Below are 23,922 nucleotides of genomic sequence, written 5' to 3'. Positions count from 1 at the left end.
TCAGATCACCCAGTCGCCGGCCGCGGGATCGGCGGGTTTCAATGTCAGGTCGGGGCGCACGGTCGGTCCCAAGGCACGGATACGGTCCTTGATGTGCGCGGGTCGGGGGCCATCGGGGGTTTGCTCGCCCGCGATGATATAGGGCGCGTTGACGCGGCGTGCGCCTTCCTCGGCGGCGAGGATCGCCTCGCCATGCTCGCCGACATCGGCGGCGTCCTCGATATGGATCGACCAGTCGGTGCCGGTCCACCAGGTCACGAACCCGGTCTTCAGATCATTGCCCGTGAGCAGCTTCATGTGAAATCCCTTATTTGTGTCGCGACGCCCGGCGCGCCGAGGCAGTCGAGCGCATCGGCGCGCGCCGCGACCTTGCCGACGATGATCAGCGACGGGCTCCGGACTTTCTCACGCGCGACGAGGTTGCCGAGGTCGGTCAGGAGGGTGCGCAGGACGCGGGCATCGGCGGTCGTGCCGCGCTCGATCACCGCGACCGGCAGGCCCGGCGAAACGCCGTCGGCGATCAGCTTGTCGGCGATGGCCGATGCGGTCGCGAGACCCATGTAGATGACGAGGGTGCGGCCGTGGCCCGCGAGCCCCGACCAGTCCTGGTCGCTCAGGTCCTTGCACTGGCCGGCGACGAAGCTGACCGCGCTGGCATCCTCGCGGTGGGTGAGAGGAAGGCCCGCCTGCGCGGCGCAGCCCGCCGCCGCGGTGATGCCAGGGACGACCTCCACCGCGACGTCGGCCTTGCGCGCGGCATCGAGTTCCTCGCCGCCGCGGCCGAAGATGAACGGATCGCCGCCCTTGAGGCGCACGACCTGTTTGCCGGCGAGCGTTTCGCGCACGAGCAGTTCGTTGATCAGTTCCTGCTTCATCGTGTGGCGGCTGCGCTGCTTGGCAACGCTGATGCGCGTCACATGCGGCGGGATCAGCGCAAGCACCCCTTCGCCGACCAGCCCGTCATGAACCACGAGGTCCGCGCTTTCGAGCAGCCGCGCGGCGCGCAGCGTCAGCAGGTCGGGATCGCCGGGGCCGGCGCCGACAAGCCACAATTTGCCCGCAGGAGGGGGTGACTGTTCCATGCTGGAGAAGATGGGTCACGCGCCCGGAAAGCGCAAAGCAGGGTTTATTGACGGTGGTGAAGGTAAATTTGCACGGCCTTCTTTCCCGGTATTAAAGATACTTCTTCGTCACCAGCTGCGACCCTTCGGGGTCGCGGAGGCCGACGCCGATCGAGGCACGCATCGTATCGCTTTCGGCTGACGCCACCGGATAGGCGCAATAATCGGCCGCGTAAAAGGCGCTCGGGCGGTGGTTGCCCGACAGGCCGATGCCGCCGAAGGGGGCCGCCGACGAGGCGCCATTGGTCGGGCGGTTCCAGTTGATCACGCCCGCGCGGGCATTCGCCCAGAACTGGTCGTAAAGCTGCGGCGTGCCGCCGACCAGCGACGCCGACAGGCCAAAGGCGGTGTTGTTCGCCTCGGCGATCGCGGCCTCGAAACTTTCCACGCGGATGACCTGGAGCAGCGGGCCGAACAGCTCGACATCGGGGCGTTCGGGCATCGCGGTGACGTCGATGATGCCGGGGGTCAGGAAGGGGCGGCCGGCGATCGGCCGCGCCATGTGGCGGATCACCTGACCGCCGTTCGACATCAGGATAAGGAAGCTTTCGGTCAGGCCGTCGGCCGCCTCATTGTCGATGACGGGCCCCATATAGGGCGCAGGGTCGGCGTGCGGATGATCGACGATCAACCGGTTCGCGAGGCTGCACACCTCGTCGATCAGCGCGTCGGCGAGGCTGTCCTTGACGATCAGCCGGCGCGCGTTGCTGCACCTTTGCCCGGCGCTGAGGAAGGCCGACTGCACGACGAGGATCGCCGCGGTGCGGATATCGGCAGTGTCCCAGACGACGATCGGATTGTTGCCGCCCATTTCGAGCGCGAGCATCTTGCCCGGCTGGCCCGCGAACTGGCGGTTCAAGGCGAGGCCGGTGCGCGCCGAGCCGGTGAAGAGCAGGCCGTCGATGCCTTCGTGCCCCGCGAGCGCCTTGCCCGTCTCGGGTCCGCCGATCACCAGGCGCAGCACCTCTTGCGGTACGCCCGCGCTGTGAAACAGTTCGACAAGCTTGGCGCCGACCGCGGGGGTCTTTTCGGATGGCTTGAAGACCACCGAATTGCCCGCGATCAGCGCCGGAACGATGTGACCGTTCGGCAGGTGGGCCGGGAAATTATAAGGGCCGAGCACGGCGACCGCGCCATGCGGTTTGTGACGCACCGCGTTGCGCAGCCCCATTGCGCCCTCGATCCGGCGGTTCGGGGTGCGCTCGGCATAGGATTTCACCGAAATATCGACCTTGTTCGCGACCGATTCGACCTCGGTGCGGGCTTCCCACAGGGGCTTGCCCGTTTCGCGCGCGATCAGGTCGGCAAGCGACTCGCCCTCGGCCTTTACCCGGTCGGCGAAACGGCGCAGCGTTTCGGTGCGGAAGGTGACGGGCTTTGCCGCCCATTCGGGCCAGGCGCGGCGGGCGGTTTCGATTTCGGCATCGACATGGCTGACCGGCCCGCGCCAGAGCTCCTCGCCGGTTGCGGGTTCGAAGGAAATCAAGGACTCGCTCATGGTCGCCCGCGTCTTATCGGCGAAAGCGGGCGGCGGCAACCTGCGGGACGTGGATGCGACGGATTGCTTGCGCCGCGCCGCGCGGTTGGCGATAGACGGACGATGAGTCCTGCGCGTCGGGACAGCGCCAATGCGAAGACAAAGGGGACGAGCCATATTGGCCCAGCAGGATGCAAAGCAGGAACGGCGCCGCGACTGGTCGGACCAATATTGGTGGTCGCACGACGGCGTCCGGCTGCACGCGCGCGTCTATGCCGGGCCCGAAGGCAGCGAAGGCGCGCCGCCGGTGCTGTGCATGCCCGGCCTCGCGCGCAATGCCCGCGATTTCGAGGCGCTGGCGCCGCACGTGGCGCAATATCGCAAGGCGATCGTGATCGAATTCCGCGGGCGAGGCGAGAGCGCCTATGCCAAGGATCCGATGACCTATGTCCCGCTGACCTATGTGCAGGACGTCGTCGCGATGCTGGATGAACTGGCAATCGACCGGTTTGCGGCGATCGGGACCTCGCTCGGCGGGCTGGTCGCCATGCTGATGGCGGCGACGCTGCCGGGGCGGCTGGTCGGCGCGGTGCTCAACGACGTCGGCCCCGAGCTCCAAACCGCGGGGCTCGAGCGGATTCGCGACTATATCGGCGCGGGCGGCAGCCAGCCGACGTGGATGCACGCCGCGCGCGCCTTCGCCGAGCTCAACGGCGCGGTCTATCCGGGCTATGAGATCCATGACTGGTTGCGGCTGACCAAGCGCACGCACAGGCTGACTCCCGAGGGACGCATCGTCACCGATTACGATAAACAGATCGCGGCGCCGCTGCGGGTGCCGAACGGCGGCGATGCCGGGGTCGACCTGTGGCCGGCGTATCGCGCGCTGGGCGGCATTCCTCTCCTGGTCCTGCGCGGTGCGCTGTCGGACATTTTGGCGCGATCGGCGGGCGAGAAGATGGTGGCGGAGTTGCCGGGTTCGCGGCTGGTCGAAGTGCCGGGGGTCGGCCATGCACCGACGATGGACGAACCCGAAGCGCTGTCGGCCATCGATGCGTGGGTCGCGGAGCTTCCGCAAGCGTGAGCGCCGACGCGCCCGAGACGCCGTGGCCGATCCGTATCCTGCACCTTCATTCGAGCTTTTCGCTCGGCGGGAAGGAGGCGCGCGCGGTGCGGCTGATGAATCTGATGGGCGACCGCGCGCATCACACGATCCTGTCGGCGATGCCCGAAGCGCTCGGCGCGCGCGAGGCGATCGATCCCGCGATTATCGTCGATTTTCCGAAGGATGCGCCCCCGCTGCACGGCAAACCGGCGCTTGGCCGCTACCGCGACCTTGCGCATTACATGCTGAATTTCGAACTGGTGCTCAGCTATAATTGGGGCGCGATGGACGGGGTGATGGCGCACCGCCTGTTTTGGAACCGGCTGTGGGACAGGATGCCGCCCAGCCTCATCCATCATGAGGACGGGTTCAACGAGGACGAGAGCGTCCGGCGCAACTGGAAGCGCAACCTGTTTCGCCGCGCCGCGCTGAAGCACGCGATGGGCGTCGTGGTTCCCTCGACCCTTTTGCAACGGATTGCCGCCGACGAATGGGGTGCCGGACCCCGCACCCATTTGATCCGCAACGGCATCGACGTCGCCGCCTATGCCAAGGGACCGTCGGTGCCGATCGCGGGTTTCGAGCGGCGCGACGGCGAGGTGGTCATCGGCACGGTCGCGGGGCTGCGCAAGGTCAAGGACCTGCCGCGGCTCGTGCGTGCTGTCGCCACGCTGCCGCCGCATGTCCGGCTCGTGATCGTCGGCGAAGGGCCCGAGCGCGCGGCGATCGCCGCCACGGCAGCCGCCTGCGGCATGGCCGACCGGCTCGTCATGCCCGGCTTCATGGCGGACCCTGCGCGCTGGATCGGCCATTTCGACCTGCTCGCGCTCTCGTCGCTCAGCGAACAGGCGCCGATCGCGGTGATCGAGGCGATGGCAGCGGGGCTGCCCGTGGTGAGCCCGGCGGTCGGCGATGTCGCCGCGATGGTTTCGGACGCGAACCGGCCCCATGTGACTGCGGACGAGGCTGGTTTCCGGGCGGCATTGGCGCAATTGGCAGGAAATGCGGCGCTGCGCGCCGATGTCGGGGCTGCCAACCGGCGCACCGCCGCAGAGCGGTTCGACGAATCTGATATGGTCGGCGCCTATGAAAAGCTCTATGCTCGCGGACTTCATGGTTATGGGCCGTTCAGCGGCGGATGGGTCGGCTTCGATTGACAAGAGGGCCCAATTTCCGCTTACGCAGGCGGCAACGGGGGCCGGTTCGCGCGCGCGGACCGGCGGAGAGAGAGAAGGTTTAGAGTGTTCAAAGGTTTGAAGCCCATCCTTTATGGCGGGCGCGAAGTCTGGCCGCTTGTCGAAGGCGGCAAGGGCGTGTCGGCGACCAACCATATGTCGAGCGGCGCGTGGGCCGCGGCGGGCGGCATCGGCACCGTTTCGGCGGTCAATGCCGACAGTTACGACGCCGAGGGCAAGATCATTCCGCAGATTTACCGCGCGCTCACGCGCAAGGAGCGGCACGAGGAACTGATCCAGTACGGGATCGAGGGCGCGGTCGCGCAGGTCAAGCGCGCCTATGACGTGTCGGGCGGCAAGGGTGCGATCAACATCAACGTGCTCTGGGAAATGGGCGGCGCGCAGCAGATCCTCGAAGGCGTGCTCGAACGGACGAAGGGCCTGGTCGCGGGCGTGACCTGCGGCGCCGGCATGCCGTATAAACTGAGCGAAATCGCCGCGCGGCACAATGTCCTCTACCTGCCGATCATCAGCTCGGCGCGCGCCTTCCGCGCATTGTGGAAGCGCGCTTACAGCAAGGTCCCGCACCTGCTCGGCGCCGTGGTGTATGAAGATCCCTGGCTTGCCGGCGGCCATAACGGCCTGTCGAACGCCGAAGATCCGCTGGTGCCGCAGGACCCGTATCCGCGCGTCGCCGCGGTGCGCGAGACGATGCGCGCCGAGGGTATCGCGGACGATGTGCCGATCGTGATGGCCGGCGGCGTCTGGTATCTGCGCGACTGGGAAAACTGGATCGACAATCCCGAACTCGGCCAGATCGTATTCCAGTACGGCACCCGGCCGTTGCTGACCGAGGAAAGCCCGATCCCGCAGCAGTGGAAGGACCGTCTGCGCACGCTCGACGACGGCGACGTGCTGCTCCACCGCTTCTCGCCGACCGGTTTCTATTCGAGCGCGGTGCGCAATCCGTTCCTCCGCGACCTCGAAGCGCGCTCGGAACGCCAGATCCCTTATTCGAAGCAGCAAGCGGGCGATCATATCGTCCAGCTCGACGTCGGGGTGAAGGGCAAGAATTTCTGGGTCACCCCGCATGACCGCGCCCGCGCCCGCGACTGGTTCGCGGAGGGCTATACCGAGGCGCTGAAGACCCCCGACAATACGGTGGTGTTCGTGACCGAGGCCGACAAGGCGATGATCCGCAAGGATCAGACCGATTGCATGGGCTGCCTGTCGCATTGCGGTTTTTCGTCGTGGAAGGACCATGACGATTACACGACCGGCTACCTCGCCGATCCGCGCAGCTTCTGCATCCAGAAGACGCTCCAGGACATCGCGCACGGCGGCGACGTCGAGCAAAATCTGATGTTCGCGGGCCACGCCGCGTTCAACTTCAAGACCGATCCCTTTTATTCGAACAACTTCACCCCGACGGTGAAACAGCTCGTCGACCGGATCCTGACGGGGGATTAGCAACTCTCGTCATTGCCAGCGGTCTATATCGTCGCCAATCGGCGCAATGGGGAACACTCTATACGGGTGTGACAGCGCATCTTGTTCAACGGATATGGCAGCGTCGTGAAGGCCTCGGCGGCTTCTCGACGCGCTACGACTGTAAGCTCCTTGTTTGGTTCGAGATTCATGCGACGATGGAAACCGCCATTGCGCGCGAGAAACAGATCAAGGCGGGGAGCCGGGCGAAGAAGCTTGCGTTGATCGAGGCGGAGAACCCGCTTTGGCTCGACCTGTGGCCGACGATCCTCGATGGCAGTGAGTGACGCTCCGGATTGCTTCGCTGCGCTCGCAATGACGGAGTTTTATTGAGCTTCGTCATTGCGAGGAGCGCAGCGACGAAGCAATCCAGAGCGGGAGCAAACCGACCTTCGCGGCAGGCCTTAAGCCCACCCCTCCAGCACCTGGTCGGGCGGGCGGTGGCCGTCGCACCAGGCGCGGATGTTGGCGATGACCTTTTCGCCCGAGGCTTCGCGGCCCTCGATCGTCGCCGAGCCGAGGTGCGGCAGCAGCACGACATTGTCGAGCGCGAGCAGCGCGGGATCGACCGCGGGTTCGTGCGTATAGACGTCGAGCCCGGCACCGGCGATGCGGCCGGTCTGGAGCGCCGCGATCAGCGCCTTTTCGTCGACAATCTCGCCGCGCGCGGTGTTGATCAGATAAGCGGTCGGCTTCATCGATCCGATGCGCGCGGCATTGACCATCTCGTGCGTTTCATTGGTGTGCGGGCAGTGGATCGTGACGACGTCGCTGATGCGGAGCAGCGTATCGACGCTCGCATGATAGCTGGCGCCCAATTCTTCCTCGATCGCTTGCGGAAGGCGGCGGCGGTTGTGGTAATGGATCGACAGGCCGAACGCGCGGGCGCGGCGTGCGACCGCCAGGCCGATGCGGCCCATGCCGATGATGCCGAGCAATTTGCCGCCGACGCGGTGCCCCAGCATCGCGCTCGGCGCCCAGCCGGCCCACTGACCCGACCGCATCAGCTTTTCGCCCTCCGCGAGGCGTCTGGGCACGCTGAGGATCAGGGCCATCGTCATGTCGGCGGTGTCTTCGGTGAAGACGCCGGGCGTGTTCGAAACCATGATGCCCTTCGCGCGCGCGGCGGCGAGGTCGATGTGATCGACGCCTGCCCCGAAATTGGCGATCAGCTTGAGCCGCTCGCCCGCCGCGGCGATCACTTCGGCGTCGATCTCGTCGGTCACGGTCGGCACGAACACGTCGCAGTCGGCGACCGCGGCCTTCAATTCGCCGCGGGTAAAGGCGTGGTCGTTCGCCGACAGCGCGACATCGAACAATTCGGCCATGCGCGCTTCGACGTGCGGCATCAACTGGCGGGTGACGATGACGCGGGGGCGCTTCGGGCGGGTGGAATCAGGCATGGCCGCCGATAGAGCGCGGCGCGGCGCGGCGGTCAAGAGCGGGACAAGCGAAAAGGCTGGGGATGAACGCAGCCTTTTGCGCGGTGAACGGTTGAAATGCGGATATGAGTTTGACAAGGCAAAGCGATGACCAGCCGCCACATATTCGCCGCCGCCGCGCTGATGGCCACCGTGGGACCGGCCGCCGCGCAATCCGAAGTCGAACTGCCCTATTGGGCGTCGATCAGCGTCGATGAGGCGCGGATGCGCAAGGGGCCGTCGCCCGACGTCCCGGTGATGTGGGAATATCGGCGGAGGGATTTGCCGGTAAAGGTCGTTGCGCGCCATGAAAACTGGCGCAAGGTCGAGGATCCCGACGGGACGCAAGGCTGGATGGCGGCGCGACTGCTCAGCCGCACGCGCACCGCGATCGTCACCGGAACGATCCGCCCGATGCGCGAGGATGCGAGCGTATCGGCGGCGGTCGCCTATCGCGCCGAACCCGGCGTCGTCGGCCGGATCAGCGATTGCAAGAACGGCTGGTGCCTGTTCGACGTCAAGGGCCGCAAGGGCTGGATCCAGACCGACCATATCTGGGGCGACTGACCGGCCCATGGAAAAAGGGCCGGGCGATCGCTCGCCCGGCCCTTTCTGTTGTTAGCGGTTAGCGCCACCGGAAGTGGTTGCGATAGACCCGGATCACCTTGCCACTGCGCATATTGACGAGCAGCAGGTCGTTATAATGGCGCACATAGGTCAGGTTGCGCCCGGCCCGCGGCACACCCCAGCGGCTGTCCCACGCCGGGCGATAGCTGGGCGCGTAATAGTTCGAGCGCAGGGTCGAACCGACGCGGAACTGCTGGTAGCGGAAGGGCGCGCGATAATTCTGGTAGCGCGTTTCACGACGCCAGTCGCGCTTGTCCTCGCGGAGTTCCTGACGCGCGTCGCGTACGTCGCGGCGCTCTTCGCGAACATCGCCGCGATCGCCATAACGCTTTGCCTGGCGCAATTCGCGCTGTTCTTCGCGCACATCCCGGCGGCTGTCGCGCACTTCGCCGCGCGTCTGGGCTGCGGCGACGCCGGGCACCATCAAAGCTGCGATCAGGCCGACGGTGAGAAATTTGGTTTTCATTGGTACATCCTTTCATTCCGTCAGGGGGAGGGGACTGCCCGATGACTGAAAGGAGGATTAGGCGATTCGATTTGAACCGACCCCGAATGCGGCGTTTATTTTCAGGTCATTAGTGTCGCAATTTGTCGCGCTCTAACGACGAAATGGCGCCGTCTTGCGACGGCGCCATGCAACTTTTCCCGGCTTTCGGCTTCAGACCAGTTCGATCGCCACCGCGGTCGCTTCGCCGCCGCCGATGCACAGGCTGGCGATGCCGCGCGTCTTGCCGTGGCGCTGCAGCGCCGCGATCAGCGTGGTGATGATGCGCGTGCCGCTGGCGCCGATCGGATGACCGAGCGCGGTCGCGCCGCCGTGGACGTTGATCTTGTCGTGCGGAATGCCGAGGTCGTGCATCGCGAACATCGCGACGCAGGCGAAGGCTTCGTTGACTTCGAACAGGTCGACGTCGCCGATCGACCAGCCGGTCTTGGCGAGCAGCTTGTTGATCGCGCCGACGGGGGCGACGGTGAAATCCTTGGGTTCCTGCGCATGTGCCGCGTGCGCGACGAGGCGCGCGACGGGCTTCGCGCCCTTCGCCTCGGCGACCGACTGGCGCGTCAGCACGACCGCGGCGGCGCCATCGGAGATCGAGCTGCTGGTCGCGGCAGTGATCGTGCCGTCCTTGGCAAAGGCGGGCTTCAGCGTCGGGATCTTGTCGGGCATCGCCTTGCCCGGCGCCTCGTCGGTATCGACGATCACGTCGCCCTTGCGGCCGGCGATCGTTACCGGCGCGATTTCGGCGGCAAAGGCGCCGTCGGTGATCGCGGCCTTGGCGCGGCTCAGCGAGGTCAGCGTATAGTCGTCCTGCGACTGGCGGCTCAGTTGATAGGCGTCGGCGGTATCCTGCGCGAAGGTGCCCATCGCGCGGCCCGCCTCATAAGCGTCCTCCAGCCCGTCGAGGAACATATGGTCATAGGCCGTGTCGTGGCCGATGCGCGCGCCCGAACGATGCTTCTTGAGCAGATAGGGCGCATTGGTCATCGATTCCATGCCGCCAGCGACGATCAGGTCGACGCTGCCCGCGGCGAGCGCCTCGGCGCCCATGATGACGGTCTGCATGCCCGAACCGCACACCTTGTTCACGGTCGTCGCCTGCACCGACTTGGGCAGGCCGGCCTTGATCGCGGCCTGGCGCGCGGGTGCCTGGCCGAGCCCTGCGGGAAGCACGCAGCCCATATAGATGCGCTCGATATCGTCGCCCGACACGCCCGCGCGCTCGACCGCCGCCTTGACTGCGGTCGCGCCGAGGTCGGTCGCGCTCGCGTCCGACAGGCTGCCCTGCATGCTGCCCATCGGGGTGCGCGCATAGGAGAGGAAGACGACGGGATCGGTGGCGGTCATGGCAAGAGACTCCGTAGGGGAAAACTGGTCGGCGGCCCGATTAGCGGCTTTGCTGCAATTGCGAAAGGGGCAGGGGAAAGATGGGAGGCCGGTTTCATCTTGCAACCCGCCATCGGGCATGATCAAAGATCGCCATCAGATATAGGGGAGACGGGTCATGGCTACCGCGATCACACAGGACATCGCCGGCGAAACAGCGCGCATGCATCAGGTTCTGGCGGCGCAGAAGGCGAGCTTCACCGCTGCCATGCCCGAAAGCCTTGCCGTCCGCACCGATCGCATCGACCGCGCGGTCGCGATGCTTGTCGACCATGCCGAGGATTTCGCCAAGGCGGTGAGCGAGGATTTTGGCCACCGTAGCCGCGAACAGACGCTGATGACCGACATCATGCCGTCGGTCAGCGCGCTCAAACACGCCAAGAAGCATATGGCGAGCTGGGCGAAGGGCGAGAAGCGCAAACCCACTTTTCCGCTCGGGCTGCTCGGCGCGAAGGCCGAGGTGGTGTTTCAGCCGAAGGGCGTCGTCGGCATCGTGGCGCCGTGGAATTTCCCAGTCGGCATGGTTTTCGTGCCGATGGCGGGCATCCTCGCGGCGGGCAACCGGGCGATGATCAAGCCCAGCGAATTCACCGAAAATGTGTCGGCGCTGATGGCGCGGCTCGTTCCCGATTATTTCGACGAAAGCGAAATGGCGGTGTTCACCGGCGATGCCGAGGTCGGCATCGCTTTCTCGAAGCTCGCCTTCGACCATATGATCTTTACCGGGGCGACGAGCGTCGGGCGTCACATCATGCGCGCCGCGGCGGACAATCTGGTGCCGGTGACGCTCGAGCTCGGCGGCAAGTCGCCGACCTTCATCGGGCGCAGCGCGAACAAGGATCTCGTTGGTCAGCGCGTCGCGCTCGGCAAGATGATGAACGCAGGGCAGATTTGCCTCGCTCCCGACTATCTGCTCGTTGCGGAGGATCAGGAAAGCGACGTGATCGACAGCGTGACGAAGGGCGCGACCGCGCTCTACCCGACCCTACTCGCCAACGACGATTACACGTCGGTCGTCAACACGCGCAATTATGACCGCCTGCAAAGCTACCTTGCCGATGCGCGCGAGAAGGGCGGCGAGGTGATCGAGGTCAATCCGGGCGGCGAGGATTTCGCGAGCTCGAACGGCCACAAGATGCCGCTCCATATCGTCCGCAACCCGACCGACGACATGAAGGTGATGCAGGAGGAAATCTTTGGCCCGATCCTGCCGGTCAAGACCTACAAGACGATCGACGACGCGATCGACTATGTGAATGCGAACGACCGCCCGCTTGGGCTTTATTATTTCGGACAGGACAAGAGCGAGGAGGACCGTGTGCTGACGCGCACGATCTCGGGCGGGGTCACGGTCAACGACGTGCTGTTTCACAATGCGATGGAGGACCTGCCGTTCGGCGGGGTCGGGCCGTCGGGGATGGGCAATTATCACGGCGTCGACGGCTTCCGCACCTTCAGCCACGCGCGCGCGGTCTATCGCCAGCCCAAGCTCGATGTCGCCGGGCTCGCGGGCTTCAAGCCGCCCTATGGCAAGGCGACGGCGAAGACGCTGGCGAAGGAATTGAAGAAATAGAATTCAGTTCCCAAACTTCGTCATTGCGAGCGAAGCGAAGCAATCCAGGGGCGGCCATGCCGCGCAAGGAAAGATGGCGCTGATCGAAGCCAGCAACCCTCAATGGGCCGATCCGTGGTCGACAATAGTCGATGGCAGCGAGTGACGCTCTGGATTGCTTCGCTTCGCTCGCAATGACGGCAGCAGGCGAAAGCTACCTAATCCGCACCTGCGATCCGGATGTCCTTGCCGAGCAGCGTTTTCACATACACCCGCTGCACCAGCACATAGACGACCACGGTCAGCGGCGCGGCAAGCAGCACGCCGAGGAAGCCGAACAGGATCCCCGCCGCGACTACGGCGAACAGCAGCACTGCGGGGGGCACGTCGACCGCCTGCTTCTGGATCATCGGCTGCAGGAAATTGCCCTGCAGCTGCTGGATCGCGAGGAACAATATCAGCGTCCACAGCGCCGTCATCGGCGATACGGTAAAGGCGAGCAGGACCGCGGGAATGCCCGCGATGATCGGGCCGATCATCGGGATCACGTCGAGCAGCCCGGCGATCAGGCCGAGCCCCCCGGCAGCGGGCACGCCGAGCAGCGCCAGCCCCGCCCAGGTCAGCGCCGCGACGACGAGCGAGGAAACCGCCTGTCCGACCATCCAGCCTTTCAGCCCGCGCGCAGCGTCGTCGAACGCCAGCGCCGCCGTCCCTTCGGCGCGTTCGGGCAGCATGAGCAGCAGCCCGCGCCGATAGGTCGCGGGATCGCTGGCGAGGAAAATCGCCGCGACGAGCACCAGCACGAAATCGGCGATGCCGCTGCCCGCCGCGAGGGCGTAGCCGCCGGCTTGCGATGCGAGGCGCGAAAGATCGTCGCTGCCCACCTCGGCCAGCTCGCGCACGCGTTGCCCCAGCCCATAACGGTCGAGAAATGCCTCGACCCCGCGCAATGCTTGCGGAATCTGTTCGCGAATCGTGTCGACCTCGCGCGCCAGCTGCGACCCGAACAGCATGAAGGCTCCCGCGAAAATCGCGACGATCCCGGCGACCGACAGCGCCAGTGCAACACCGCGGCCGATCTTCGTCTTGCGGCAGAGCCAGCTCGCGATGGCGTCGAAGATCGCGCCGAGCACGATCGCCGCGAAAACGAGCATCAAGAAACGCGTCAGCTCGATCACCAATAGCGCGACGCCGATCAGCGCCAGCACGATCAGCGTGGCCCCCGCGATTCGGCCGGGACCGAAGGCGGGCGGCGGGGCGCCGGCGGACTTCGCTTCATTCTGCGATCGGGCGGTCGAGGCGGCGTGCGCCGGCGTCTTTTCGGTCATCGCGCGACCTTATCGGCCACGACGTTTCGCGCAACCATATGCTGCGCCGTGATTCACGCTGGACGCGGACCGTGCTTTTGTGGCAACGGCTCCGCGTCCACGGGCCCCTGTGGTGAAATTGGTAGACGCGCTCGACTCAAAATCGAGTTCCGCAAGGAGTGCTGGTTCGAGTCCGGCCAGGGGCACCAACACAAGCGACGGCGGTGACGTCTACGGTGCGACGAAGGTCAGCGTCGAGATGTGATAGGTCTTGGCGACGTCTTTGCCGCCGAGCGCGCGGGCGCCCTCGACATCGTGCGAGGTCGACAGCAGATAGCGGCCGGAGCCCGTCACGGGAACGTCGATCCGGCCCTGATCGTTGGCGGCAAAGCTTTTCTGCCAGCGGTCGGCGTTGATCACCGTCACCTTCGCACCGGGCAGCGGCTTGCCGAGCCAATGGACGACGAAGCTGTTCGCGTCGGCAGCGGTCGGAACGATCTCGAGGTCGAGCGCCGAGCGGGTTTCGGTGCGTCCGGCGCGCGCATAATAGATCACGCCTTCCCATTTTCCGCCGTCGGCTTCCCACGGCGCGAACACATTGTCGTCGGTCAGGCGGACGTCACCGGCCCCGGTCACCGCCGCTTCGATATGGTTCGCGCGGCGAACCAGCGCCGCTGGCTTCGCGGCGTCCGCCGCGATCAGGCGCGGCGCTTTCAGCTTGGAAAATTCGGGATCGCCGGCCTCGGGAACCGGATCGGCGGGCTCGCCCAGATAGATGCGTGCCGGGCCGCTCGCGTCGCGTTCCACCCAGACCTCATGGGCCGTGGCGGGTGACGCCAGGAAGCTGAAAGCCATCAACGCGGCAAAAGTCTTTTTCATCGGGGGCCTCTCTCATTCCGACTGGTCCGGACGCTGTCGCCCGCTGTGGGCAAGGTCCGGCGACCGTTATGTGGCCGCAGGTGCAGCTTATTGCAAACGATTATTACTAGCTTGCTATTGCGAGCCGTTCGCTTTAGCGGCCACTCCCAATTGAGATTGAGTCGCAAAAGGGGATACGCCATGACCGTCCGAATGATCGCGCTCTGTGGAGCTGCCACGCTGGCGATTGCCGCCAATCCGGCTTGGGCGGGCGAGGGCGGGGACGTCGCCGCGTCCGCCGACGCCGCGGCTGCCGAAGCCGATGCGGGGGCAGATGAGGACGCGATCGTCGTCACCGGCTATACCGGAACCAAGACCGATACGGCGCTGACCGAATTGCCACAGCCGATCAAGGTCATCACCGCCGAACAATATGAGGCGCAAGGCGCGATCAGCATCAGCGACACGGTGAAATATGCCGCCGGCGTTCTCGCCAACCCCTATGGCCGCGACACGCGCGTCGATGGCTTCAACATCCGCGGGCTCGACGCGCTGCAGTTCCGCGACGGCATGCGCGACATCTTCAGCTACTATGCCTCGATCACCTCGGATCCGTACAACTTTTCGCGCGTCGAGATCGTGCGTGGGCCGGCCTCGGTGCTGTTCGGCCAGGGTTCGATCGGCGGCATCGTCAACCTCGTCAGCAAGACGCCCGATTTCGACACGCGGGGCGAGGTCAACCTCGTTTACGGCAGCGATGACCGCAAGGAAGTGCTGGGCGACGTCAACCTCGCGCTCGCCGACAATCTCGCTGTCCGGTTCGTCGGCCGCGCGCGCGACGCCGACACCTTCATCGACCATGTCCCCGACGACCGCGTCATGTTCGCGCCCTCGATCCGCTGGCAGCCGACCCCTGATACCGACATCGTGCTGACCGGCCTCTATCAGGAGGACGATACCGGCTCGACCTCGCAGTTCCTGCCGATCGTCGGCACTTTCAGGCCGAACACGGTCGCCGGCGAGCAGCTCGATCGCTACACCTTCGTCGGCAAGGCGGGCTGGGACCGCTATGCCGGCCGCTCGCTGCAGGGCGGCGCCTCGATCACCCACAGCTTCTCTGACGCCGTCAAGCTCAGCCTCAAGGCCCGCTACATCGACAGCGACCTCGAATATAAAACCCATTATGCCGACAGCTATACCAACCCGCAGGATCCCTTCTCGGTCTACGGCACCGACGGGCGCACCATCGGCCTGTATGCCGATGCCAGCGACGCGCGGATGAACGTCTTTTCGACCGACAACAATCTCCAGTTCAATTTCAGCACCGGCGCCAATATCGAGCACAAGTTGCTGGTCGGCATCGACTATAGCTGGAACAAGGTCGCCAAACGCGGCATCTTCGGTTTCGAGATCGTCGACCTCTACGACATCGATGATGATGCGCTGGCAACTTACGATCCGACCGACCCCTTCACCAGCGAAAGCCAGAAGCAGCTGGGCGTCTATGTCCAGGACCAGATCCGCTTCTTCGACCGCGTTTCGGTCGTGCTCGGTGCCCGCCGCGACCGCGTCACCGGTTCTTCGGGGCAAAAGGACAATGCCACCACTTTCCGCGCCGGCATCATCGGCGAGATCGGCGCGGGCTTCTCGCCCTTCTTCAGCTATACCGAAAGCTTCCTGCCGGTCGCCGGCCGCATCGAAAATAGCGACGGCACCTTCGGCGATCCCTACCGGCCGCAGACGGGCACGCAGTACGAAGCCGGCGTGAAATGGCAGCCGACCATCAATACGCTGGTCACAGCGACCGCCTTCAAGATCAAGGAACGCAATCGCGTCCTCTATCTCGCCGCCGGCGGCACCGCCCAGTCAGGTGAGCTGAACACCAAGGGCTTCGAGATCGAGGCCAGCCACACGCTGCCCGGCAATTTCGAACTGCTGGCCAATTACGGCTATTCGAAACTCAAGTCGGAAACCAACACCAGCCTCGACTATATGCCGCGCCACACGGCGTCGCTCTGGTCGACCAAGACCTTCGGCCTTCCGGACGAAGCGCAGCTGCGCCTCGGCGCCGGCGTCGTCTATAGCGGCAAGAGTGTCTCGACCAGCGACGTCTGGTCGATCGTCACGCCGTCGCGCACGACGGTCGACGCGCTGGCGGAGGTGAGCTGGAACAACTGGCGCTTCGCGGTCAACGCGACGAACCTGCTCAACAATAAATATTTCGCCTCCTGCCTCGCGCGCGGCGACTGCTTCGTCGGCGCCCCGCGCAACGTGATGGGAACGATCGGCTATCGTTTCTGACGCGGACGAGGCTATTGCGAGTCAGTCGCAATGTTGCGATAGGGGTGCGATGAGCAGGGCGGTTCAAAATTTGGGCGGCGCGCGCGCGCGCGAGATCGCGGCGCGTGCGCTGGCCGCGGTGCCGCTCAACTATGCCGTCACCGCCGCGCTCACCATGCTCATCGCGCGGCTGTTGCCGGGCGGCGGGGCGCAGGCCTCGATCGGCGCGACGATGCTGTCCTTTGCGATCTTCGCAGGCCTCGCCATGACCGCCTTCGCGGTTCGCTCGGTTGCGAAGCTGTGGATCGGCCTGGTTGTCGCCGGGCTCGTCGCGGGCGCTGCGGACTGGTTGCTGATCGCCGCGGGAGGACGGCTGTGAAAGGCGGCTTCCGGCAATCGATGGCGTGGCTGCACACCTGGACCGGGCTGCTGCTCGGCTGGTTGCTGTTTGCGATCTTCGTGACCGGGACGTCGGCCTATTTTCAGGAAGAGATCACGCGCTGGATGACCCCGGAGGTGCGCAGCGTGCCCTCCGATCCCGCGAGCGGCTTCGTGGCGGCGACCGAGTGGCTGAAGCGCGAGGCGCCCGGTGGCAGCGAATGGTCGATCTATTCGACGGGCAAGCGCGCCGCCGGCCTGCAGCTCTATTGGGTGAACGGCCCCGACGCGCCCGCCGACGCGCCGACCAGCGCGCGTCTCGACGGCACCGGCACCAAGGTTTTCGCGCGCGAGACGCTGGGCGGCTGGTTCCTCTACCGCTTTCATTACGACCTTCATTATATCAACTGGTATTGGGCGCGCTGGCTGGTCGGGATTGCGGCGATGGCGATGCTGGTCGCGATCCTCAGCGGTATCGTCACGCACAAGAAGATCCTCACCGATTTCTTCCTGCTCCGCCTCGGCAAGGGCCAGCGGAGCTGGCTCGATGCGCATAATGCGTCGAGCGTGCTGTTCCTGCCCTTCATCCTGATGATCACCTATACCGGCCTCGTCAGCCTCGCGACCCATTATATGCCCTGGGGTATCGCCGCCAATTACGCCAACCAGGGCAAATTCTTCGAAGCCGCTTTCCCCTGGCCCGTGCCGGCCGAAAGGGCCGGGCCGGCGCCGCTTGCGCCCATCGGGCCGATCGTCGAGCGCGCCGAACGCATGTGGGGCACCGCCGCGGGCAGCGTCCGTATCCTCAACCCGGGCGACCGCACGGCGCGGGTCATCGTCTCGGGCGCGCCCGACGCCGGCATGTCGGTTCGCCTGCGCTCGATGACCTTCGACGGAGTGACCGGCCGCCCGGTCGACGCGCACGATCCATCGGGGGCCGCGACCGCGACCGAAGGCACGATGATCGGCCTTCACGCCGGGCGCTTCGCCTCGCCCTTGCTGCGAACGCTCTATTTCATGTCGGGGCTCGCGGGCTGCGTCATGGTCGCCTCGGGCCTGATCCTGTGGACGGTGAAGCGCCGCCCCAAGCTTCCCGATCCCGACCGGCCGCATTTCGGCTTCCGGCTCGTCGAAAAGCTGAATATCGCGGCGATCGCCGGGCTGCCCTTCGGGATGGCGGCCTATTTTCTCGCCAACCGCCTGTTGCCGCTCGGCATCGCCGGGCGGAGCGAGCGCGAGATCGACACGATGTTCATCGCCTGGGGCGCGGTGGCGATATGGGCGCTCGCGCGGCCCGCCCGCCGCGCGTGGCCGGAGGCGCTGTCGGCGACCGCGCTCGCCTTCGCCTCGGTTCCGCTCGTCAACGCCTTGACCACCGACCGGTCGCTGGTCGCCAGCCTTGCCGCCGGCGACAGCCTTTTTGCCATGTTCGATGGCGTGATGCTGGTCTTGGCGGCCGGCTTCGGCTGGGCTGCGCTGAAGGTCGCGCGCAGGCGGGACCGCGAGGCGGCGTCGCGCGGATCGCCGATGCGCGCGATAGCGGGTGCGGAGGCGGCGTGATCCACATCCTGCTCTTCCTGCTTGCCTTGTCGGGATTCGCGATGCTTTGCCTCGCACGCGACCGGCATCAGCGCGATCTTCTGGGCCGCAAGCTTCCCGCCAGGACCGCCGTCAGCTTGCGCCGGGGCGGCCTGTTCCTGCTGCTGCTCGCCTATCCGGTGGCGGGCCTCGCGCTCGGGTGGGGTTATGGCGCGGTCGAATGGTTCGGCCAGCTCAGCGGCGGCGCGCTGCTCACCGTGCTGCTCCTCAATCGCCTGTCGGCGCGCGGAGCCGCCGGCCGCTGATCAATTATCCGGATGGTCTCCGCCCGAACTGGACGGCTTTCTACCGGCATCCTAATGGAGCCTGACCCACGCTGTTCGGGAGGGGCTGGCAGGTTCGATGACACATAAGCGCGCCATCGTCATATCGGCGGAATTCGCCAGTTTCATCGGGCGCGGGCCGCTCGATACGGCGTGGCTGCCGCCCGCGCCGATCGTCATCGGCTTCGGCGATATGGGCGAACCGGCGGTCAGCATATTGACCAGCGAGGATATCGAAGGCGAAGCGGGCGGGCATATCCTGCTGTTCGCGATCAGCCGCGCCGCTTGCCTGCGCATGTTCGGCCTGCTGCCGAGCGTGGAGGGCAGCTGGTATCTTTCCGCGGACCTGCGCGAACTGGGCCGCGCGCTCGTCGCGGTGGAGGGAGAGGGCGAAGTGGCGGGCATGCTCCGCGTGGCGCGCAGCCTCGAACTGCTCTGCCAGCTGTTCGGGGCGCTGAAAGAACATCGCATGGTCGAATTCCATGGCAAGACGACGCTCAGCGAGATCGACGCGATGCGCGTCGCCGCCGCGCACCAACTGGTCAGCGAAGCCTGGCAGGAGCCATTGACGGTAGCCGAAGTGGCGCGGCGGTCGGGGCTCGGCAAGGCGAAGCTGACGCAGGGCTTTCGCGAGATGTATAAATGCACGGTCGCCGAGGCGGTGAGTGAGCGACGGCTGTCGAATGCCCGCACCTTGCTGGCGCTAAGCGACCTGCCGGTCTCCACCATCGGTTATCGTTGCGGTTATCAAAGCAATGCCAGCTTTACCCGCGCCTTTGCGCGCCGGTTCGGCATGACGCCGACCGAAATGCGGCGGCACGAAAAGCCGCCCGCCGGATCGGTTCCCGCGGATCTTTCGCCATAGGAAGTTTCTGCGGCGCGTACGCAGCCCGCGTCGTCATGGGTGTAAAGGCCCGGTTCCAGGACGCTATTGATGAACGGGCGCGCATCGAGCATTCTCGGGGGCATGAGCAAGACGTCCAGCCAGGGCCCAAAGGGGCTGCGTCAGTTTCTGGATCCCGATCAACAGGACGCGTGGCTGGAGGGAAGGGCGGAATTGGCCGACGCCGGGGAGCGGCAGGATGCGATCGAGCAGCGGATGAAATATGCGCCGCGCTTCCAGAAGCTGCTTCGCCGGTCGCAGGCGCCCGATCTCCTGGGGATTCTGGAGCTATACGGCCAGACCTGCATACCCATGCCCCGCGCGACGGAGCGATATTATTGGTCCGTTTCCTGCCTGCCATCGACCTCGGACAAACCGTTGGTCCGTGTCAACGCAAGCTGGATGGAGCTGTTCACCCTCTACGCCGACGGCGACGGCCTCCGCGCGCGGTTCATTGTCCATCTTTCGGATTTCACGACCGATGGCGTGCTCGCCCCGGAGGCGGTGGACCAGAGCTTTCTCGAACGGTGCGTGCGGGCGCCCGCGGACTTGACCTATTCCTTCCCGAGCGGCCCGGACATCTTCATCGTCAAGATACGCGGCGCCGCCTCCATCCGCGACTTCCTCGCGGCCCCCCGCGCGCTGCGCGCCGTCCGGCGATTCAACCTGACCCATATGAATCGCGGCAGGAACGCCTATCAGGCCAGCCATTCCTACAGCGTGGCCGATTATATGCTGGGGGAGGGTGCCACCTGACGGGTGGGGACGGCGGCGGGTGGCCGCCGTCCGTGTCGTCAATGACGCCCGAGCTCGTCGCGGCCCACCACCATATAATGCACTTCGTCGGGGCCGTCGGCAAAGCGCAGGTGGCGCACATCGGCATAAAGGTCGGCGAGCGGCGTCCAATGCGAGATACCGGTCGCGCCGTGGATCTGGATCGCCTGGTCGATGATCTGGCATACGCGTTCGGGTACCATCGCCTTCGCCATGCTCACCCAGACGCGCGCCTCGCGGTTGCCGAGCAGGTCCATCGCCTTCGCCGCTTTCAATACGATCAGCCGCATGGCCTCGATCTCGACCCGCGCCCGCGCGATCACCTCCAGATTCTTGCCGAGTTGCGACAGCGGACGACCAAAGGCGGTGCGCGAATTGCCGCGCTTCACCATCAGGTCGAGCGCGACTTCGGCCTTGCCGATCGTGCGCATGCAGTGATGGATGCGGCCGGGGCCGAGGCGCATCTGCGAAATCTCGAACCCGCGCCCCTCGCCGAGCAGCATATTGTCCTTTGGCACGCGGACATTGTCGAAGCGCATGTGCATATGCCCCTGCGGCGCATGGTCGGCGCCGAACACCCGCATCGGGCCGAGCACCTGCACGCCGGGCGTGTCCATCGGCACGAGGATCTGCGAATGCTGTGCCTTGCGCGCCGCTTCGGGGTTGGTCTTGACCATGCAGATCAATATCTTGCAGCGCGGATCGCCCGCACCGCTGATGAAATATTTCTCGCCGTTGATGACCCATTCGTCGCCTTCGAGCCGCGCGCTCGTTTCGAGGTTGCTCGCGTCGGAAGAGGCGACGCCGGGCTCGGTCATCACATAGGCCGAGCGGATTTCGCCGTTCAGAAGCGGTTTCAGCCAGCGCTCCTTCTGCGCGGGCGTGCCGACCATTTCGAGCACTTCCATATTGCCCGTATCGGGCGCCGAGCAGTTCAGCGATTCGGATGCGAGCGGCGACTTGCCGAGTTCGGCGGCGATATAGGCATAGTCGAGGTTGCTGAGCGGGGTGCCCGTGTCGCCGTGGGGCAGGAAGAAATTCCACAGGCCCGCCGCCTTCGCCTTGTCCTTCGCGCCTTCGAGCAATTCGAGCTGCCCCGGCGCCCAGCTCCAGCGATCGGCGCGGTCTTCGCCGAGGCGGAAGAATTCTTCGGTGATCGGCGCGACATTGTCGGCGATGTGGCGCTTCACGGCGTCGAAGAGCGGTTGCGCTTCCTTCGACATGCGCAGGTCGTTGAGTTCGGCTTCGAGTTCGATCTCGGTCATTTGGGTCTCCGATGGATTTTACCGGAGAAGGTTAGCGGCGCCGGGCCATCCATGAAAATGATAGGTTTGAATATTCAATATTCACAAACCGAATAGTCATCGCGGCGAAGGGCCGCCCAACTCTTCGATGATGATCCCGCGTAACCAGCCGAGCCCGGGGTCGGCCTGCGCCGCCTGATGCCAATAGAGATAGCTGCCGCCGGGTTCGACCGGCAACGGCAGCTCGACGAGTTGCATCGGCCACATCGCGTCGAGGATCGCGGCATGCGATTTCGGCAGCGCGAAGAGCATGTCGGACGCGGCGACGATCTGCCAGGCGGTGATCGCGTGCTGGCAGCGAACGGCGACACGGCGCGTCAGCCCCATGCGGTCGAGCGCCATATCCTCGATTCCCGGACCATAGGGCCGCGCGGTGGCGATGATGTGATCGAGCGCCAGATAGGTGTCGAGATCGATCGCTCCGTCGACGCGCGGGTGCCCCTTGCGCGCGACGACGACGAGCGGTTCGGCGCCCAGATAGTGGCGGCACAGCCGATCATCGGCAGGCAATTCGACGTCGAGCGCAAGATCGAGATCGCCGTTCGCGAGCATCGCGACGAGGTCGCGGCGCCGGAAGGTAACGCTGGCGAGCGCGACATGCGGAGCCTCGCCGCGCACGCGCGCAACCAGCGAGGAAAAGCGCGGCATTTCGCCCGAAAGACGCACCCCGATGCGGAATTCGCGCGTCGTCTGCGCGAGATCGAACGCGGTTGCCGCGTCGAGCGCGACGTCGAGCGCGCGCAGCGCCTCGCGCACCGGCCCCGCGATGGCGCGCGCGGCGGAGGTGGGGACGAGGCGATTGCCCTGCCGCACGAAGAGCGGATCGTCGAACTGCGTGCGCAGCCGTGCGAGCGCATGGCTGATCGCCGGCTGCGACAGGTTCAGGTGCCGCGCCGCCGCCGATACGCCGCCCTTGGCGAAGATCGCGTCGAAAATGCGCAGCAGGTTGAGGTCGAACCGGGCGAGATGCCGCAAGGCCGGCTCCTAGACGAAGGCCGCGCGCGATCGGCGACCCACGCCAGGCATGTCGTGCCGATCAGTCAATCGTGCTCGCCAGTTCGCGGTTGAGCCACAGCGCGACGAGCGTGCCGATCGCCCCCGACAGCAGATAGGCGCCCGCCGCGATCAGCCCGAATTCGCTCGACAGCCAGAGCGCGACCATCGGCGCGAAACCGGCACCGAACAGCCAGGCGAGGTCCGAGGTGAAGGCCGATCCGGTGTAGCGGTGGCGCGGGTGGAAGTTCGACGAGAGCGCCCCCGACGACTGGCCGAAGGACAGGCCGAGCAGCGCAAAGCCGAGGATCATGAACGCCGCTTCGCCGATCTGGCCGGCGTCGAGCAACTGCGGCGCGAAGCCGCTGAACGCCGCGATGGCAGCAGCGGTGGCAGCGAGAAGCGTGCGGCGGCCGAAGCGGTCGGCGAGCGCGCCCGATGCGATGATCGTCCCGATACCGAAGACCGCGGCGATCGCCTCGATCATCAGGAAGCGCACCGGAGTCTCGTCGGTGAAGAGGAACACCCACGACAGCGGATAGACGGTTACCATGTGGAACATCGCGAAGCTGGCGAGCGGCGCGAAGGTGCCGATGACGATCGTTTTCCATTCCGAGCGCACGGTCTCGAGCAATGGCGCCGGCTGGAGCGCCCGGTTTTCGAACAGCTCGGCATATTCGGGCGTCACGACGATGCGCAGCCGCGCAAACAGCGCGACGACGTTGATCGCGAAGGCGACGAAAAAGGGATAGCGCCAGCCCCAGTCGAGGAAATCCTCGGCCGGCAACGCTGCTATCAGGAACATGAAGAGCAGGCTGGCGACGATGAGACCGAGCGGCGCGCCGAGCTGCGGGATCATCGCGTACCAGCCGCGCTTGTTCTCTGGCGCGTTGAGCGCGAGCAGCGATGCGAGGCCGTCCCAAGAGCCGCCGAGCGCGACGCCCTGGCCCATGCGGAACAGCGCGAGGAGGAGCGCGGCGCCGATGCCGGCCGATTCATAGCTGGGAACGAAGGCGATCGCGGCGGTCGATCCGCCCAGCAGGAACAGCGCGATGGTGAGCTTGGCGCCGCGGCCATAGGCGCGGTCGATCGCGGTGAAGATGACCGTGCCGACCGGGCGCGCGACGAAGGCGAGGGCGAAGATGGCGAACGACCAGAGTGTGCCCGTCAGCGGGTCGAGGTGCGGGAAGACGAGCTTCGGGAACACCAGCACCGATGCGATGGCATAGACGAAGAAGTCGAAAAACTCCGACGTCCGGCCGATGACGACGCCGATCGCAATCTCGGCGGGGTCGATGCGGTGGCCCCCGTGTTCGTCGGCGCCATGGAGGGCGCGGGCGTCGCGTTCGGCCTCGGTGGTGGGGACGGTGTCGGCAGCCATGGCAACAATCCTTGAGCTGGCGCCCTCCGCAGGACAGGATGCGGCGGCACG

23 protein-coding genes, 1 tRNA gene and 1 pseudogene are annotated in these 23,922 nt (G+C 65.8%); 14 read left to right on the top strand and 11 right to left on the bottom strand.

Features of this window, described 5'->3' with window-relative positions; genetic code table 11:
• The 3 genes from VSX79_RS11090 to astD form a co-directional block, all read right to left on the bottom strand.
• The gene (locus VSX79_RS11090; RefSeq protein ID WP_179495456.1) at positions 1 to 297 is read right to left on the bottom strand and encodes a DUF2849 domain-containing protein; all 297 of its coding nucleotides are present in this window, start codon (positions 295 to 297) and stop codon (positions 1 to 3) included.
• Positions 294 to 1,082 (bottom strand): uroporphyrinogen-III C-methyltransferase, encoded by a 789-nt coding sequence (gene cobA, locus VSX79_RS11085; RefSeq protein ID WP_179495458.1) that lies wholly within the window; start codon positions 1,080 to 1,082, stop codon positions 294 to 296. Before cobA ends, VSX79_RS11090 begins: the two co-directional genes overlap by 4 nt.
• A gap of 91 nt (positions 1,083 to 1,173) precedes the next feature.
• Complete coding sequence (astD, locus tag VSX79_RS11080) at positions 1,174 to 2,619, bottom strand: succinylglutamate-semialdehyde dehydrogenase (protein ID WP_326913366.1); 1,446 nt, start codon at positions 2,617 to 2,619, stop codon at positions 1,174 to 1,176.
• A 130-nt stretch (positions 2,620 to 2,749) separates the two neighbouring features.
• Here astD and VSX79_RS11075 point away from each other — a divergent pair, with 130 nt between their 5' ends.
• The 5 genes and pseudogenes from VSX79_RS11075 (at position 2,750) to VSX79_RS11055 (ending at position 6,653) form a co-directional block, all read left to right on the top strand.
• On the top strand, positions 2,750 to 3,682 hold the full coding sequence (locus VSX79_RS11075; RefSeq protein WP_326913365.1) for an alpha/beta fold hydrolase: 933 nt from the start codon (positions 2,750 to 2,752) through the stop codon (positions 3,680 to 3,682).
• Positions 3,679 to 4,860, top strand: coding sequence for a glycosyltransferase family 4 protein (locus VSX79_RS11070; RefSeq protein ID WP_326913364.1), 1,182 nt, complete (start codon positions 3,679 to 3,681; stop codon positions 4,858 to 4,860). Before VSX79_RS11075 ends, VSX79_RS11070 begins: the two co-directional genes overlap by 4 nt.
• A gap of 84 nt (positions 4,861 to 4,944) precedes the next feature.
• The gene (locus VSX79_RS11065; RefSeq protein WP_179495462.1) at positions 4,945 to 6,348 is read left to right on the top strand and encodes an NAD(P)H-dependent flavin oxidoreductase; all 1,404 of its coding nucleotides are present in this window, start codon (positions 4,945 to 4,947) and stop codon (positions 6,346 to 6,348) included.
• Between the two features lie 68 nt (positions 6,349 to 6,416).
• Positions 6,417 to 6,521: pseudogene (locus VSX79_RS11060) on the top strand (GIY-YIG nuclease family protein); the annotation flags it as partial.
• A gap of 3 nt (positions 6,522 to 6,524) precedes the next feature.
• Positions 6,525 to 6,653 carry a GIY-YIG nuclease family protein gene (locus tag VSX79_RS11055; protein WP_257018241.1) on the top strand — a complete coding sequence of 43 codons (129 nt, stop codon included), beginning with the start codon at positions 6,525 to 6,527 and terminating at the stop codon, positions 6,651 to 6,653.
• Positions 6,654 to 6,770: 117 nt separating this feature from the next.
• Here VSX79_RS11055 and VSX79_RS11050 read toward each other — a convergent pair whose 3' ends face one another.
• A complete protein-coding gene (locus tag VSX79_RS11050; RefSeq protein WP_326913363.1) occupies positions 6,771 to 7,769 on the bottom strand; it encodes a 2-hydroxyacid dehydrogenase in 999 nt (332 codons plus the stop codon).
• 126 nt (positions 7,770 to 7,895) lie between these two features.
• On the opposite strand from VSX79_RS11050, the gene VSX79_RS11045 reads away from it, so the two are divergent.
• The gene (locus VSX79_RS11045; protein WP_179495464.1) at positions 7,896 to 8,354 is read left to right on the top strand and encodes an SH3 domain-containing protein; all 459 of its coding nucleotides are present in this window, start codon (positions 7,896 to 7,898) and stop codon (positions 8,352 to 8,354) included.
• A gap of 58 nt (positions 8,355 to 8,412) precedes the next feature.
• On the opposite strand, the gene VSX79_RS11040 is transcribed toward VSX79_RS11045, so the two are convergent.
• Positions 8,413 to 8,880, bottom strand: coding sequence for a DUF1090 family protein (locus tag VSX79_RS11040; protein ID WP_179495465.1), 468 nt, complete (start codon positions 8,878 to 8,880; stop codon positions 8,413 to 8,415).
• A gap of 192 nt (positions 8,881 to 9,072) precedes the next feature.
• Positions 9,073 to 10,260 (bottom strand): acetyl-CoA C-acyltransferase, encoded by a 1,188-nt coding sequence (locus VSX79_RS11035; RefSeq protein ID WP_179495467.1) that lies wholly within the window; start codon positions 10,258 to 10,260, stop codon positions 9,073 to 9,075.
• Between the two features lie 157 nt (positions 10,261 to 10,417).
• Here VSX79_RS11035 and VSX79_RS11030 point away from each other — a divergent pair, with 157 nt between their 5' ends.
• Positions 10,418 to 11,872, top strand: a complete 1,455-nt coding sequence (locus VSX79_RS11030; RefSeq protein WP_326913362.1) for a coniferyl aldehyde dehydrogenase — start codon at positions 10,418 to 10,420, stop codon at positions 11,870 to 11,872.
• 197 nt (positions 11,873 to 12,069) lie between these two features.
• Here VSX79_RS11030 and VSX79_RS11025 read toward each other — a convergent pair whose 3' ends face one another.
• Positions 12,070 to 13,179: an AI-2E family transporter gene (locus VSX79_RS11025; RefSeq protein ID WP_179495471.1), complete on the bottom strand. Its 1,110-nt coding sequence runs from the start codon at positions 13,177 to 13,179 to the stop codon at positions 12,070 to 12,072.
• 103 nt (positions 13,180 to 13,282) lie between these two features.
• Here VSX79_RS11025 and VSX79_RS11020 point away from each other — a divergent pair.
• Positions 13,283 to 13,367: transfer RNA gene (locus tag VSX79_RS11020), tRNA-Leu, on the top strand.
• 22 nt (positions 13,368 to 13,389) lie between these two features.
• On the opposite strand, the gene VSX79_RS11015 is transcribed toward VSX79_RS11020, so the two are convergent.
• Positions 13,390 to 14,037, bottom strand: coding sequence for a DUF4198 domain-containing protein (locus tag VSX79_RS11015; protein ID WP_179495472.1), 648 nt, complete (start codon positions 14,035 to 14,037; stop codon positions 13,390 to 13,392).
• 180 nt (positions 14,038 to 14,217) lie between these two features.
• Here VSX79_RS11015 and VSX79_RS11010 point away from each other — a divergent pair, with 180 nt between their 5' ends.
• The 6 genes from VSX79_RS11010 to VSX79_RS10985 all read left to right on the top strand — a co-directional run bounded on the left by VSX79_RS11010 (position 14,218) and on the right by VSX79_RS10985 (position 20,175).
• Positions 14,218 to 16,317, top strand: coding sequence for a TonB-dependent siderophore receptor (locus VSX79_RS11010; RefSeq protein WP_326913361.1), 2,100 nt, complete (start codon positions 14,218 to 14,220; stop codon positions 16,315 to 16,317).
• 49 nt (positions 16,318 to 16,366) lie between these two features.
• Positions 16,367 to 16,675: a DUF3649 domain-containing protein gene (locus VSX79_RS11005; protein WP_179495473.1), complete on the top strand. Its 309-nt coding sequence runs from the start codon at positions 16,367 to 16,369 to the stop codon at positions 16,673 to 16,675.
• Positions 16,672 to 18,234: a PepSY-associated TM helix domain-containing protein gene (locus VSX79_RS11000; protein WP_326913360.1), complete on the top strand. Its 1,563-nt coding sequence runs from the start codon at positions 16,672 to 16,674 to the stop codon at positions 18,232 to 18,234. Before VSX79_RS11005 ends, VSX79_RS11000 begins: the two co-directional genes overlap by 4 nt.
• The gene (locus tag VSX79_RS10995; RefSeq protein WP_326913359.1) at positions 18,231 to 18,518 is read left to right on the top strand and encodes a DUF3325 domain-containing protein; all 288 of its coding nucleotides are present in this window, start codon (positions 18,231 to 18,233) and stop codon (positions 18,516 to 18,518) included. Before VSX79_RS11000 ends, VSX79_RS10995 begins: the two co-directional genes overlap by 4 nt.
• A gap of 97 nt (positions 18,519 to 18,615) precedes the next feature.
• Positions 18,616 to 19,401, top strand: coding sequence for a helix-turn-helix transcriptional regulator (locus VSX79_RS10990; RefSeq protein WP_179495475.1), 786 nt, complete (start codon positions 18,616 to 18,618; stop codon positions 19,399 to 19,401).
• 69 nt (positions 19,402 to 19,470) lie between these two features.
• Positions 19,471 to 20,175: a hypothetical protein gene (locus tag VSX79_RS10985; protein WP_326913358.1), complete on the top strand. Its 705-nt coding sequence runs from the start codon at positions 19,471 to 19,473 to the stop codon at positions 20,173 to 20,175.
• Positions 20,176 to 20,213: 38 nt separating this feature from the next.
• On the opposite strand, the gene VSX79_RS10980 is transcribed toward VSX79_RS10985, so the two are convergent.
• The 3 genes from VSX79_RS10980 to VSX79_RS10970 all read right to left on the bottom strand — a co-directional run bounded on the left by VSX79_RS10980 (position 20,214) and on the right by VSX79_RS10970 (position 23,871).
• Positions 20,214 to 21,458 (bottom strand): acyl-CoA dehydrogenase family protein, encoded by a 1,245-nt coding sequence (locus tag VSX79_RS10980; RefSeq protein ID WP_326913357.1) that lies wholly within the window; start codon positions 21,456 to 21,458, stop codon positions 20,214 to 20,216.
• Between the two features lie 96 nt (positions 21,459 to 21,554).
• Positions 21,555 to 22,472, bottom strand: a complete 918-nt coding sequence (locus VSX79_RS10975; RefSeq protein WP_326913356.1) for a LysR family transcriptional regulator — start codon at positions 22,470 to 22,472, stop codon at positions 21,555 to 21,557.
• A 61-nt stretch (positions 22,473 to 22,533) separates the two neighbouring features.
• Positions 22,534 to 23,871: an MFS transporter gene (locus VSX79_RS10970; RefSeq protein ID WP_179495478.1), complete on the bottom strand. Its 1,338-nt coding sequence runs from the start codon at positions 23,869 to 23,871 to the stop codon at positions 22,534 to 22,536.
• Positions 23,872 to 23,922 lie beyond the last annotated feature (51 nt).

This window comes from Sphingopyxis chilensis, from assembly GCF_035930445.1.
Taxonomy (GTDB): Bacteria; Pseudomonadota; Alphaproteobacteria; order Sphingomonadales; family Sphingomonadaceae; genus Sphingopyxis; species Sphingopyxis chilensis.
Note: the sequence above shows the minus strand (reverse complement) of the source record. Positions and strands in the feature narration are given on the sequence as shown.

What these genes read in the sequence shown, in the direction of transcription:
- cobA (WP_179495458.1), bottom strand. Translation starts at nt 1,082, where the DNA reads ATGGAACAGTCACCCCCTCCTGCGGGCAAATTGTGGCTTGTCGGCGCC.
- VSX79_RS11005 (WP_179495473.1), top strand. Translation starts at nt 16,367, where the DNA reads ATGAGCAGGGCGGTTCAAAATTTGGGCGGCGCGCGCGCGCGCGAGATC.
- VSX79_RS11045 (WP_179495464.1), top strand. Translation starts at nt 7,896, where the DNA reads ATGACCAGCCGCCACATATTCGCCGCCGCCGCGCTGATGGCCACCGTG.
- VSX79_RS11030 (WP_326913362.1), top strand. Translation starts at nt 10,418, where the DNA reads ATGGCTACCGCGATCACACAGGACATCGCCGGCGAAACAGCGCGCATG.
- VSX79_RS11025 (WP_179495471.1), bottom strand. Translation starts at nt 13,179, where the DNA reads ATGACCGAAAAGACGCCGGCGCACGCCGCCTCGACCGCCCGATCGCAG.
- astD (WP_326913366.1), bottom strand. Translation starts at nt 2,619, where the DNA reads ATGAGCGAGTCCTTGATTTCCTTCGAACCCGCAACCGGCGAGGAGCTC.
- VSX79_RS11055 (WP_257018241.1), top strand. Translation starts at nt 6,525, where the DNA reads ATGGAAACCGCCATTGCGCGCGAGAAACAGATCAAGGCGGGGAGCCGG.
- VSX79_RS11015 (WP_179495472.1), bottom strand. Translation starts at nt 14,037, where the DNA reads ATGAAAAAGACTTTTGCCGCGTTGATGGCTTTCAGCTTCCTGGCGTCA.
- VSX79_RS11075 (WP_326913365.1), top strand. Translation starts at nt 2,750, where the DNA reads ATGCGAAGACAAAGGGGACGAGCCATATTGGCCCAGCAGGATGCAAAG.
- VSX79_RS10980 (WP_326913357.1), bottom strand. Translation starts at nt 21,458, where the DNA reads ATGACCGAGATCGAACTCGAAGCCGAACTCAACGACCTGCGCATGTCG.
- VSX79_RS11050 (WP_326913363.1), bottom strand. Translation starts at nt 7,769, where the DNA reads ATGCCTGATTCCACCCGCCCGAAGCGCCCCCGCGTCATCGTCACCCGC.
- VSX79_RS10970 (WP_179495478.1), bottom strand. Translation starts at nt 23,871, where the DNA reads ATGGCTGCCGACACCGTCCCCACCACCGAGGCCGAACGCGACGCCCGC.
- VSX79_RS10990 (WP_179495475.1), top strand. Translation starts at nt 18,616, where the DNA reads ATGACACATAAGCGCGCCATCGTCATATCGGCGGAATTCGCCAGTTTC.
- VSX79_RS11010 (WP_326913361.1), top strand. Translation starts at nt 14,218, where the DNA reads ATGACCGTCCGAATGATCGCGCTCTGTGGAGCTGCCACGCTGGCGATT.
- VSX79_RS11035 (WP_179495467.1), bottom strand. Translation starts at nt 10,260, where the DNA reads ATGACCGCCACCGATCCCGTCGTCTTCCTCTCCTATGCGCGCACCCCG.
- VSX79_RS10985 (WP_326913358.1), top strand. Translation starts at nt 19,471, where the DNA reads ATGAACGGGCGCGCATCGAGCATTCTCGGGGGCATGAGCAAGACGTCC.
- VSX79_RS11040 (WP_179495465.1), bottom strand. Translation starts at nt 8,880, where the DNA reads ATGAAAACCAAATTTCTCACCGTCGGCCTGATCGCAGCTTTGATGGTG.
- VSX79_RS11090 (WP_179495456.1), bottom strand. Translation starts at nt 297, where the DNA reads ATGAAGCTGCTCACGGGCAATGATCTGAAGACCGGGTTCGTGACCTGG.